Consider the following 11710-nt stretch of genomic DNA (forward strand, 5'->3'; position numbering starts at 1 on the left):
TTATAGTTTATGTGTTGGTTCGATGAATGGATCAGACGTGACCTCTCATTATGCGCTACTTTCAGCAGGACGTCAAAAGAGCTTCCCGTCAGAGTGACAGGAAGCTCCACTTGCTTATTTTGCTGCGACTGTATCTTTTTTGATTTGTTTACTGCGGAGCTGACCACATGCAGCATCGATATCCGTACCGTGCTCAAGACGGACACCACAGTTCAGACCGTTCTTTTTCAATGTGTCGTAGAACGTTGAAATGTCTTCCGACGTACTGCGTTGGTATTGACCGTGCTCGTCGACCGGGTTGTACGGAATCAAGTTGACGTACGTCAAATGACGTTTGTCTTCGAACAATTTCGCAAGCTCGATCGCTTGGGCTTTTTGGTCGTTGACGCCACGCAAGAGAATGTACTCGATCGTGATTTTCCGGTTCGTCGTCTTGACGTAGTAATCGATGGCAGGCATCAATTTCTCGAGCGGAATCGCACGGTTGATTTTCATGATTTGTGTCCGGAGTTCGTTGTTTGGCGCGTGTAATGAAATCGCCAAGTTAACTTGGAGTTTTAAATCTGCGAATTTGTAGATTTTGTCTGCGAGTCCACTTGTCGATACCGTGATGTGACGCGCACCGATTGCAAGACCGTTATGATCCTTGATGACGTTCAGGAAATCGACCATGTTGTCGAAGTTATCAAACGGCTCACCGATACCCATGACGACGACGTGGCTGACACGCTCTTCTTTACCGACAGCATCGAGGTGATGCTGAACGTTCATGATTTGCTCGACGATTTCTCCGGCCGAGAGATCACGGCTCTTCTTGATCAAGCCACTGGCGCAGAAGCTACAGCCGATGTTACAGCCGACTTGCGTCGTGACACAGACAGACAGACCGTACTTATGACGCATCAGAACCGTTTCGATCAGGCTGCCGTCATATAATTTGAAGAGGAACTTGATCGTTCCGTCTGCTGATTCTTGTTTAACGGCTTGCGTCATTGAATCAATCGCAAAACTCTGATCTAACAACTCAAGGCAATCCTTGTTGACATTCGTCATTTCTGCGAAAGTAGTGACACGTTTACGATACAACCAATCCCAGACTTGTTTTGCTCGGAACGGTTTGTGACCTTGATGCGATAACCATTCAGTCATCTGCTCAAGTGTTAATCCATAAATGGATGGTTTATTCATTAGTGAGACCTCATTTCTTTTTCCAGAACTATAACATTCCTTTATCTTAGTAAAAATCAGCCGCTTACGCAACGTTCAAATCCTAAATGTTCACTTTCTGTAAATTTTCATGTCCACTTTGGCTTGTTTTCCGGTCTAGTTGTGTCAAATCGACAAACTGCGCTTACGGAAACTGACAAAGGCACCGAGATGGAATAACAAACTGATACTCGCCAGCAGCAGGAGATGCAAAAAGAAGTGGTGGGTTCCTTCCAATAGTTGTTGGGTGTTGAACAAACTGAAAATCGATCCGTAACGCATCCATTCCGTTTTTTCGCTGAGACCGGAGCCGATCGTCAGGACGATTGACAGCACAAGCACACCGCCGGCAATCGAAAAGGCGCGTCGTTCATCATCAAATAGCGTCGCAATGCATAAGGTAAATCCACCGATTGCATACAGCAAGAACAGCGCGTTTACTTGAAAGCGGACGAGCGTCATCCCGTCAATCGAAACTCCGGAAACAAACCAGTCGGCCATCAATAAAACGAAGGTATTACATACTACCAGGCATGTACTGGCAAGAAACATGACAATCATCGCCGATGCTGTATATTGATGACGCGTAATCGGAGCTGCCAAGTATAAAATCAGTTCACCGTTATCAATCGGCCGTGCCAGTAAACGCGCAGCAAGTGACAATAAAAATAAAGACGCGATGATTTGAAAAATCAGCCCGTAATAATTGCCGCCCAGTAAATCAAGCACATTATCAAAACCGGTGATCTTATCGTACTGGAAAGCTTTCAAGACTTCCGGCGGCAGTGCCTGCAGTTTCGCTTCGAGTAACCCCGTCTTCATCATCGACGGATAAAGTGCCGCAAGCATCAAGAGATACAGACTTGTCCCGACCGCATAAGCTGTGATCGGTTTGCCGTTATGCTTGAGCAAAGACCAAACGATCGTCATCATGATGGTTCCTCCTCACTATAATAATGTAAGAAGACGTGTTCCAAATCATCTGCTGAAGTTTGAATCGCCCGGACATCGCATTCGGTCAACAGACGAATGATTTGATTTAATGTCCGTTCGTTGCTCGTAAAAAAGGAAACATGATTCTGAAACCGTTGACTTCCGATCTGAAGCGCAAACTGTTCAGCGTGTGCTTCGAGCCCAAATTCAATCGTGTACTGTTTTCGGCTCGACCGGACCAATTCATGAATGTCTGCTTCGATGATGATCCGTCCTTCTTTAATCAGCGCTGCCCGGTCACACGATTTTTCCATCTCCGGAAAATGGTGTGAACTCATTAAAATCGCTTTTCCGCGCTGCCGTTCCTTGTCGACCAGATTTAAAAAGCGTTCCTGCATCAACGGATCAAGTCCGCTCGTCGGTTCATCGAGCAGATAAACGGGAGCATCCTTCATGAAACAGCCGACCAATGCCAATTTTTGCTTCATCCCTTTCGACATCTTCCGGATTTTCGTTTTCGTTTCAAAAGGAAACTGCTCGAGTAACTCCGACTGACGTTCCGGTTTACTTTGGTGGAGTTGTTGCATCAAATGCAAAATCTGTTCACCCGTAAAATCACCGGGCAGATTAATCTCCCCCGGTAAATAACCGACGATTCGTTTTACTTCCTGAGATTGATTCCAACAGTCGTATCCACCGATCGTCGCATGACCAGAGTCCGCTTGAATCAATCCCATCAATTGTCGGATCGCCGTTGATTTCCCGGCCCCGTTTGGTCCGATAAAACCGAACACCATGCCCGGTTCAACCGTAAAGCTGACATCAAATAAACCTCGTTTCGGCGCAAATTCTTTCGTCACGTGTTGCAAATGAATCATCCGAATCGCCTCACTTTTCTGGTGATTGCCGTTAGTACCTTATACCCGTTTTGGTACTTCTTGGGACAGATCCACCCGATAAATCACGAACCGTTCGTCGTGATTTTTTTCGAAAAGTTCTTTCAGACGGACTTCTTCCACCTGTTCGAAAATCGTCTGATGTTCTAAATAATACCGGTATTCGTCTGCCGGATAATACAAAATTAAATCCAGCGGACGGGGACGTCGTTCAACGGATGCCAAGATTTGATCGACCACCTTCATGAAAATCTGGACGGAAAACGGATTAAAGAAGTAACATTTCGTGACATCATCCGGAATCGGATAGCTTTCCGCATACGTATGTTCAAAACGGATGCTGCCCTGACGTCGCTTCATTTTTTTCATGTAAGCCGCTTGATTCCTCAAAGCGTCTTCATAAAACTGTCCGTTCATCTCAACACCGATGACGGAACAATCAAACCGGTCATGCAGATAAAAGTTCAACCGACCTTTCCCGCAGCCGAAATCAATGACCGTATCCGTGTAATCGAAAGGATAGACGGCACATAACTCTTCCAGCGCTGCATAAGGCGTCGGTTCATAGCGATTGTAATGGCTGAACGCATTGTAAAGATGCTGAACATCAATCGTCTCGATGCGCAACCGTTCTTCGTACTCTTTTTCATTCATAATTGATTCCTTCTTTCAAGCATTATTGGTTTCATCGTACTATACTATGAATGTACACATTTCATTCTATAAGGGGGATAATCCAATGATCGTCGTTACGAATCGGATTAAAGTCAAAAAAGGAATGGCAGCCGCAATGGCACCACGTTTCACCCGTCCAAGCGGTCTTGATACGATGGAAGGATTTGTTCGTGTTGAAGTACTCTTGACGCAAGGACTCGAAGAACATGATGAAATGAATGTCAACATGTACTGGGAAGACATGAAGCATTTTGAAGCCTGGCGCAACAGCGATGACTTTAAAGCTTCTCATAAACGTCCGGAACCAACAGACGGAAAACAGGAAGAATCGCCGATGCTCGGCAGTGAAATCATCACGTATGAAGTCGCTTCTGTCAAAGAACGGACTTCTTTATAATTCATGTCAGAACCGCCTTGCCTCCAATTTGGTCGCAAGGTTTTTTTATTCTCAAGAGACCCCTCACTATATTGATATGGGTTTAAATTGTATGTAATACCATTATTTGTTATCATAAATCCCATACAGAAAGAGAGAGGATTTATTATGCTGAATTCATTATCGATTTTTGAACAGGCCATCCGGTCTTTACCGATTGATCGGCCTCTGACTCGCCAGGATTTGTGTGTGGACAGTTTTTTATTACAACAGGAACAGGATTTATCCGTTTATTATTCACCGATCGGCGAATACATCAATCCTTCCGCGAAAGTCGTTTTCATCGGGATTACTCCCGGATTCGAACAGATGCGAATTGCTTATGAAGAAGCGGCTGATGCCTTCCATCATGGCGCGACAATCGAAGAAACATCGAAAATCGTCAAATACAGTGCCAGTTTTGCCGGTCCGATGCGCCGTAATTTGACAACGATGTTAGACGAACTGGAACTGCATCATCTGCTGAATATTTCTTCAACCGCCACGTTATTTCATACAAATCAGGAACTGTTACACATGACTTCGATTCTGAGACATCCTGTTTTTTACCGGGATAAAAATTATACGGGACATCAACCGAAGATTGACCGGACACCACTGTTGCAACATTACGCTTATGAGCATTTTGCGGCGGAATTAAATCAGTTACCCGACCCTGTCATTTTGGTCCCGTTCGGACGCGTCGTCGAATCGACGGTCCGGACATTGCTTCATCAGGGACGAATCAAAAAACATACCGTTTTGTTCGGTTTCCCCCATCCTTCCGGAGCAAACGGACATCGGAAGCGACAGTTTGAAGAAAATAAAGACTATTTGATGAAGCAATTGAATTCTTATTTCAATACCTAACAAACATCCTTAATTTTTTTTTTGGAATGCGATAAAATTTTATTATGAAAAGAATATGACTATTTTATCGATGAGGTAGAGGCGCGGTCTTGATGAGTATTTGATCTGAGGATGACAACGAAGACGATCGAAGAAAGGTGAGACCGCCGAAGTATCGTCATGTGTCAGACATGACGATGCTGGTCGAACCGGGAAAGACCCGTTCGATTGCCATACGCGTATTGTATGGAGCACTCCAATTCGGCTAAGAAAGACGCATCCAGCAAGGGTGTCGGCTTTGTTGCCGGTGCCCTTGCTTTTTTCTGTGCAACGGGTCTCATCTTCTAAAAAAGGAGGAGAAACCACAACCATGGTCAATTATTCAGATTCTATCGTCGCACTCGTACCAGCACTTGTCGCCATCGTTTTAGCGATCGTTACACGCAAAGTCGTCATCTCACTCGGTGTCGGGATTTTGATTGGTGCCTTGCTGCTTCACAGCTTCAATCCGTTGGATACTGCAGTTTATCTCGGGAAAAACATCTTCAGCCTGTTTTGGGCAGACAGTGCGTTAAATGAATGGAATGTCTTATTACTTGTTTTCTTACTATTACTCGGTGTCTTGTCGACACTGATTCAAACATCCGGCGGTGCCCATGCCTTCGGTGAATGGGCGACGACGCATGTCAAGACGGCACGTGGTGCAAGACTCGCTGCTTTCGGGTTAGGGATTTTGATTTTCATCGATGATTACTTCAACAGTCTTGCTGTCGGAAACGTCAGTCGTCCGTTAACGGACCGTCGTGGCGTCTCACGTGCGAAGCTGGCGTATATCATCGACTCGACCGCTGCACCGGTCTGTGTCATCAGTCCGTTATCGAGTTGGGGTGCCTTCATCATCTCAATCATTGCCGGTATTTTAACGACGCATTCGATTACGGATTACTCGGCGTTCAGTGCCTTCATGATGATTGTGCCATTGAACTTTTATGCTATCTTTGCTTTGTTACTGACGCTCTACATTGCCTATACGGGAATTGCTGTCGGACCGATGCGGACGCACGAGTTGCGGGCTTTACAAGGCGAATTGTTTGATTCCAACAAAGGGACACCGATGGGAATGGCGGAAGAAGTCAAGGAACACGACGGCGGAAAAGTCCGCGATCTGGTTGTTCCGATCATCGTCCTAGTCATCGCGACTGTCACAGCACTCCTTTGGACAGGTGCACAAGCCCTTGCGGCGGACGGCCGATCCTTTACATTAATCGGTGCTTTTGAAGCGACGGACGTGACACGTTCCCTTGTTTCCGGTGTCGTCATCAGTTTAATCGTTGCGTTCCTGATGCTGATCGGTCGAAAAATTCCGGCACGTGATTACCGTATCAGCATCTGGGCAGGGCTAAAATCGATGTGGCCCGCTGTCGTCATTCTGTTGTTCGCCTGGACGATCATCGCAGTTATCGGCGATATGAAAACCGGGGATTATTTAGCCAGTTTCGTCAGCAAATCGATTCCTGCTTCTTACCTGCCGTTCTTATTGTTCTTGATTGCCAGTGTCATGGCGTTCTCAACCGGAACGAGTTGGGGAACGTTCGGGATCATGTTACCGATCGGAGCCGATTTGATCATGGCAGTCGATCCAAGTCTATTGTTACCGACACTTGCAGCTGTTCTTGCCGGATCCGTTTTCGGTGACCACTGTTCACCGATTTCCGATACGACGATTCTCAGTTCGACCGGTGCCGGTTCACATCATATTGACCATGTCACGACACAGCTACCGTACGCGTTGATCGGCGCAGCAGTATCCGCTGTCGGTTACCTCATTCTTGGTGTCACCGGTTCATCCGTATTCGGCTTCCTCGGTGCACTCGTCGCCTTCGTGATTTTCCTCGTCATGTTGAATGTTCTGTCACGCCGCGGTGAAGTGCCGTCGCAACTTCGCTCGGAGTAAGACGAAGTAAACAAGCCATCCAAAAAAGCCGGACCTGATGAATTCATCGGGTCCGGCTTTCTTTATACGATCTTTTTATGTCAGATCATCAAGGCGCAGACTTCATTTGCAAAGGCAACCGGATCTTCAATCGGCAACCCTTCCATCAACAACGCCTGTTGATACATCAGCTTCGTGTACCGTTCAAATTTCGAACGGTCTTCTGTATACGCTGTCTCAATCGCCTGGAAGACGTCATGTGATGTATTCAACTCCAGGATTTTGACCGCTGCGACATCCTGGTTGTTCGGCATCGCTTTGAGGATTTTCTCCATCTCGATCGATACTGCACCATCCGTCGCGAAACAGACCGGATGTGATTTTAGTCGGGTCGAAGCTTTGACTTCTTTGACGTGTCCTGCGAGTACTTCCTGCATCGCTTTAAACATCTCGGCTTGTGTTTCCGTCGTTTCCGCCTGCTCCGTCTGTTCAATCCCGAGATCACTGCTCATGACGGACTTGAATTCTTTTCCGTCATAGTTAAGGAGCATTTGAATCGCAAACTCATCGATTTCTTCCGTGAAGTACAGGATATCAAATCCTTTGTCTTTCACGAGCTCGGATTGCGGCAACTTATCCAGCCGGTCCGTACTTTCACCTGACGCGTAATAGATGTACTTCTGATCTTCCGGCATCGCAGCAACGTATTCGGCGAGCGTCACCAGTTTTTTCTCCTTGGCCGAATGGAACAGAACAAGATCTTTCACCGTATCTTTTTGCATGCCGTAATCGTTGTAGATGCCGAACTTCAGCTGACGACCGAATGCTTGGTAAAACGTCTCGTATTTTTCGCGGTCGTCACGCAGCAATGCTTCGAGCTGTGTCTTGATTTTGCTTTGGATGTTCTTCGCAATCAATTTTAACTGCCGGTCGTGTTGCAACATTTCACGCGAGATGTTGAGCGATAAATCTTCCGAATCGACCATTCCTTTGACGAAGCTGAAGTGATCCGGTAAGAGATCACTGCATTTTTCCATGATCAGAACGCCGTTCGCATACAGTTCGAGTCCTTTCTCGAACTCTTTCGAATAATAATCAAATGACGGTTGCTCCGGAATGAACAAAATGGACTGATAACGGACGGCCCCGTCGGCACTGATATGAATGTGTTTGATCGGTGCGTCAAATCCGTATCGTTTTTCCTGATAGAAGTTGCGGTAATCTTCATCCGTCAGCTCCCGTTTGTTCTTGCGCCAGATCGGTACCATACTATTGACCGTCTTCATGACCGTCACTGACTCTGTTTCATCTGATCCCTCGACCGGACGCTGTTCCGTCTCCTCCATCTCAATCGGATAGCGGATGAAGTCGGAGTATTTCTTGATGATGCTCCGGAGGCGGTACGGTTCTAGGTATTCATCGTAGTTCTCTTCTTCTTCGTTCGCTTTGATGTGCAACGTAATCTCTGTTCCGACTGCCTCTTTTTCGACCTCTTCGATCGTATAGCCGTCGACTCCGCGTGACTCCCACTTGTAGGCGACGTCACTGCCAAACGGTTTCGTCACGACCGTCACCGTATCTGCAACCATAAATGCGGAATAAAAACCGACACCAAACTGTCCGATGATGTCATGGCCGTCTTTTGACTCATTTTCCGCTTTAAAAGCGAGCGATCCGCTTTTGGCAATCGTTCCGAGGTTTTCTTCGAGCTCGTCTTTTGTCATCCCGATTCCCGTATCGCGCAAAATCAGCTGACGTGTTTCTTTATTCGGTTCAATCGTAATTTTATAGGCATCCTTGTCGAACGTGATCGTCTCGTCCGTCAACGCTTTATAATAAATCTTATCCATGGCGTCACTGGCATTCGAAATCAACTCACGTAAAAAAATTTCCTTATGCGTGTAGATGGAATGAATCATCATTTCGAGCAATCGTTTCGATTCGGCTTTAAATTGTTTCGTTTCCATTTTCGATACCTCCTGTTTGTTTTTAGCACTCTATCAACAAGAGTGCTAATTCATTTCCATTATTACGGATACGAAAACGACTGTCAATCCTCTGCCTCATAGAATGCCTCGAGTTTTTCGCGGACATGTTGTCCGATCTCCCGCAGCCCGTTCGTCGAGCCGTACGACCCATGACTCCGCCCATTTTCATCGACACGGCTACCGAGACCAAGGAATTGTTCGCCCGGTTTAAAATGAAGTCCGATGACAGGCAAATCAAGTCCAACCGAATACCCGAATTCAACGACGGCATCCGGATAATCGGGTAAAGGAACGGGATCTTCCCAGACGGTACTTGAATCCAGTTTCCGAAACCGGTCCGTATGTTCCCGACCGAGTAAAATGATGCCGTGCAGGGAAAACAGCGGAAGTAGTTTCATGAAAAAGGTTTGTCCAAAAACGGATTGCTCCAGTTCATGCCGCATCGAAATCGTCCCCATATACCGTTTCGTCGGGAACGGAAAGAAATCGGTATGGATGACGGACTGGAGAGAGGAATCGTACAGGGACGCACCCAGTCCGTTTAAGAATCCTTCCAGTTTTCCACCCTGTTCTTTTCCGAACCAGGTTTTGTAGATATCTTTTTGTTTAAAATAGTCATTAAACTTACGGATGCTTTGTTCCAGATTGTCATCGGTTAGATATGTCTCTAAAGACATGCCCGGATCCAGTAAAAAGAACGGTCCCGTCGAGTCAAACCGCAGCGTTCCATCCTTTTTTAAAAACTGTCCGGCGGATGGATTCGTCGCCACCGTCAACCAGCCTTTTTTAGTCGCATCACCAAACCATAAGACCGGTGTCGTTCCCTCAATCAGTTCTTCTTTCATCCGTCCATTCTTCAACTCGATCTGATGCTGAACGGCTTCCGTTAAGAGTTTTTTTGCTCGTTTTAACTGTCCGGATGTCAGCGTTCTCATTCCCTTCCTGTTGCGCTTTCCTGTTTGAGTTGTTCCCTTTCCTCCAAAACGTTAGACAGTTTGATGGGTTTAGCACGATGGACGCAGGGAATGTTTCATAAGGTGAAGCACAACAACGGACATTATTTTTTTAGGAGGAGATTTTTTATGAAACGACTTGAAAACAAAGTAGCCGTCATTACCGGCTCAGCCACAGGAATCGGTCAGGCAACGGCACTCGTCTTTGCCGAACAGGGTGCGACTGTCGTCTGCGCGGACGTTGATCTTGAAAAAGCACAAGTAACGGTCGAAAAAATTAAGAAAGCCGGCGGAAACGCAGAAGCCGTTCATGTCGATGTCTCACAAGTCGACAGCGTCAAACAACTTGCCGACCATCTAGAGTCTACATATGGAACGGTCGACGTCCTGTTCAACAATGCCGGGATTGACCAACAAGGCGGGAAAGTCCATGAATATCCGATCGAACTGTTTGATCAAATCATCGCCGTCGATTTACGCGGGACATTCTTAACGAGTAAATTCGTCATTCCATTGATGCTGAAGAACGGCGGATCAATCATCAATACGTCATCGATGTCGGGACGTGCAGCCGACTTGAATCGTTCCGGCTACAATGCCGCAAAAGGCGGCATTGCCAACTTCACACGGGCGATGGCGATTGATTATGCCCGCGACGGCATCCGTGTCAACTCGCTTTCTCCAGGGACGATTGAAACACCGCTCATCGATACACTCGTCGGTGGAAAAGAAGAAGAACAAGGCAAACAGTTCCGCGACGCCAACGCCTGGATTACACCGCTCGGCCGTCTCGGGAAACCGCGTGAGATGGCGACGGTCGCTCTGTTCCTTGCGTCAGATGACAGCTCTTACGTCACCGGCGAAGACATTACGGCCGACGGCGGCATTATGGCCTATACGTGGCCGGGTGAAATGTTAATCGACGATAAATGGAAAACAGACGCGGAATAAACGGCTACGGTTTTCTGTTCAGGGGCTGACTCAAAAGTCAGATTCTACAAAGAGAAGGGTGGCAGAATTGAAATCTGCCACCCTTTTCGCGTTAAAAAAGAAACACTCTTTCACGCGACTCTTACAGGAAAAGCGCAATTTTGCGCTGTCAGAGACAAACAAGACCCGCTTTCCTGCCTGATTCAGGCAGGGAAACTGGCTTATGTCTCGCCTGAGGAAAGAGCGTTAAAGAATGAGTGTTTCTTTTTTAAGTCAGCCCCTTTTTTGTTCATTTTCAAACGATTGAAGTTTAAGAAATTCAGTTCTTTTAAATATTTTGGAGATTCGTTTACCTCACGCAACTACCTGGAAACGGGAACAGGAAAGTAAAGGAGGAGAAATTATGTTGACAGAACCGATTACTTACTTGCAACGCTGTTTACAAATTCCAAGCACCAATCCACTCGACGGGGAAGAGAACGTCGCAACCTATGTCTATGAGTTGCTGACCTCTCACGGTATCCAGACAGACTGGATTGAAGTCTCTCCGAAACGGATTTGTCTTGTCGCCACGCTCGAGGCCGGTGCTGCTGCCGTTCATCCGAAAAAATCGGCTTCTCCGGTCACCTCGATACGGTCCCGGTTAAAATCAGTGAATGGACAAAAGATCCGTTCGGCGGTGTCATCGAGGACGCACGGATCTACGGACGCGGTGCTTCTGACATGAAGTCCGGTGTCATGGCGATGGTCAGTATGATGATCGAAGTGAACTACTCACCACTTATTTGCTTCGCAAATTGAAGTGGGAGCTTCTTGGGAAGACCGTACTTTTACGAGCTACGATTATTGACCAAGCTCATCGGGTGGTTCCCACCCTGAAGGGGTTTCAGTCTGCTAACAGCAACAAGTTGATACTTGCGTTGATATCTCGA

General features: G+C 46.7%; 11 protein-coding genes and 1 riboswitch. Of the genes, 5 read left to right on the forward strand and 6 right to left on the reverse strand.

The genetic code is table 11. The features are described 5' to 3' along the window. Positions 1-114 precede the first annotated feature (114 nt). From rlmN to KNQ07_RS13770, 4 genes are all read right to left on the reverse strand, one after another. Positions 115-1188, reverse strand: coding sequence for a dual-specificity RNA methyltransferase RlmN (rlmN, locus tag KNQ07_RS13755; protein WP_012371835.1), 1074 nt, complete (start codon positions 1186-1188; stop codon positions 115-117). 144 nt (positions 1189-1332) lie between these two features. Continuing rightward, positions 1333-2139, reverse strand: coding sequence for an ABC transporter permease subunit (locus tag KNQ07_RS13760; RefSeq protein WP_012371836.1), 807 nt, complete (start codon positions 2137-2139; stop codon positions 1333-1335). Further along, positions 2136-3017, reverse strand: a complete 882-nt coding sequence (locus KNQ07_RS13765) for an ABC transporter ATP-binding protein (RefSeq protein ID WP_214767272.1) — start codon at positions 3015-3017, stop codon at positions 2136-2138. Before KNQ07_RS13765 ends, KNQ07_RS13760 begins: the two co-directional genes overlap by 4 nt. A gap of 39 nt (positions 3018-3056) precedes the next feature. Then, on the reverse strand, positions 3057-3689 hold the full coding sequence (locus KNQ07_RS13770) for a methyltransferase (RefSeq protein WP_114596725.1): 633 nt from the start codon (positions 3687-3689) through the stop codon (positions 3057-3059). Positions 3690-3774: 85 nt separating this feature from the next. On the opposite strand from KNQ07_RS13770, the gene KNQ07_RS13775 reads away from it, so the two are divergent. The 3 genes from KNQ07_RS13775 to KNQ07_RS13785 all read left to right on the forward strand — a co-directional run bounded on the left by KNQ07_RS13775 (position 3775) and on the right by KNQ07_RS13785 (position 6928). Further along, the gene (locus tag KNQ07_RS13775) at positions 3775-4107 is read left to right on the forward strand and encodes a heme oxygenase (protein ID WP_114596726.1); all 333 of its coding nucleotides are present in this window, start codon (positions 3775-3777) and stop codon (positions 4105-4107) included. Between the two features lie 147 nt (positions 4108-4254). Beyond that, on the forward strand, positions 4255-4995 hold the full coding sequence (locus KNQ07_RS13780; protein ID WP_214767274.1) for a uracil-DNA glycosylase family protein: 741 nt from the start codon (positions 4255-4257) through the stop codon (positions 4993-4995). Between the two features lie 68 nt (positions 4996-5063). Continuing rightward, a riboswitch (Lysine riboswitch) is annotated at positions 5064-5239 on the forward strand. 105 nt (positions 5240-5344) lie between these two features. After that, positions 5345-6928 (forward strand): Na+/H+ antiporter NhaC family protein, encoded by a 1584-nt coding sequence (locus KNQ07_RS13785; RefSeq protein ID WP_214767276.1) that lies wholly within the window; start codon positions 5345-5347, stop codon positions 6926-6928. Positions 6929-7008: 80 nt separating this feature from the next. Here the strand turns inward: KNQ07_RS13785 and htpG are convergent, their stop codons facing one another. Further along, positions 7009-8874, reverse strand: a complete 1866-nt coding sequence (gene htpG, locus KNQ07_RS13790) for a molecular chaperone HtpG (RefSeq protein ID WP_214767278.1) — start codon at positions 8872-8874, stop codon at positions 7009-7011. Positions 8875-8957: 83 nt separating this feature from the next. Further along, a complete protein-coding gene (locus tag KNQ07_RS13795; RefSeq protein WP_214767280.1) occupies positions 8958-9830 on the reverse strand; it encodes a hypothetical protein in 873 nt (290 codons plus the stop codon). Between the two features lie 147 nt (positions 9831-9977). Between KNQ07_RS13795 and KNQ07_RS13800 the strand changes: the two genes are divergently transcribed. Beyond that, positions 9978-10799 carry an SDR family oxidoreductase gene (locus tag KNQ07_RS13800; RefSeq protein ID WP_214767282.1) on the forward strand — a complete coding sequence of 274 codons (822 nt, stop codon included), beginning with the start codon at positions 9978-9980 and terminating at the stop codon, positions 10797-10799. A 537-nt stretch (positions 10800-11336) separates the two neighbouring features. Further along, complete coding sequence (locus KNQ07_RS16150; protein WP_251139557.1) at positions 11337-11579, forward strand: M20/M25/M40 family metallo-hydrolase; 243 nt, start codon at positions 11337-11339, stop codon at positions 11577-11579. Positions 11580-11710: the final 131 nt, after the last annotated feature.

It is taken from the genome of Exiguobacterium sp. s145 (genome assembly GCF_018618835.1).
Taxonomy (GTDB): domain Bacteria; phylum Bacillota; class Bacilli; order Exiguobacteriales; family Exiguobacteriaceae; genus Exiguobacterium_A; species Exiguobacterium_A artemiae.

What these genes read in the sequence shown, in the direction of transcription:
- rlmN (WP_012371835.1), bottom strand. Translation starts at nt 1,188, where the DNA reads ATGAATAAACCATCCATTTATGGATTAACACTTGAGCAGATGACTGAA.
- KNQ07_RS13760 (WP_012371836.1), bottom strand. Translation starts at nt 2,139, where the DNA reads ATGATGACGATCGTTTGGTCTTTGCTCAAGCATAACGGCAAACCGATC.
- KNQ07_RS13765 (WP_214767272.1), bottom strand. Translation starts at nt 3,017, where the DNA reads ATGATTCATTTGCAACACGTGACGAAAGAATTTGCGCCGAAACGAGGT.
- KNQ07_RS13770 (WP_114596725.1), bottom strand. Translation starts at nt 3,689, where the DNA reads ATGAATGAAAAAGAGTACGAAGAACGGTTGCGCATCGAGACGATTGAT.
- KNQ07_RS13775 (WP_114596726.1), top strand. Translation starts at nt 3,775, where the DNA reads ATGATCGTCGTTACGAATCGGATTAAAGTCAAAAAAGGAATGGCAGCC.
- KNQ07_RS13780 (WP_214767274.1), top strand. Translation starts at nt 4,255, where the DNA reads ATGCTGAATTCATTATCGATTTTTGAACAGGCCATCCGGTCTTTACCG.
- KNQ07_RS13785 (WP_214767276.1), top strand. Translation starts at nt 5,345, where the DNA reads ATGGTCAATTATTCAGATTCTATCGTCGCACTCGTACCAGCACTTGTC.
- htpG (WP_214767278.1), bottom strand. Translation starts at nt 8,874, where the DNA reads ATGGAAACGAAACAATTTAAAGCCGAATCGAAACGATTGCTCGAAATG.
- KNQ07_RS13795 (WP_214767280.1), bottom strand. Translation starts at nt 9,830, where the DNA reads ATGAGAACGCTGACATCCGGACAGTTAAAACGAGCAAAAAAACTCTTA.
- KNQ07_RS13800 (WP_214767282.1), top strand. Translation starts at nt 9,978, where the DNA reads ATGAAACGACTTGAAAACAAAGTAGCCGTCATTACCGGCTCAGCCACA.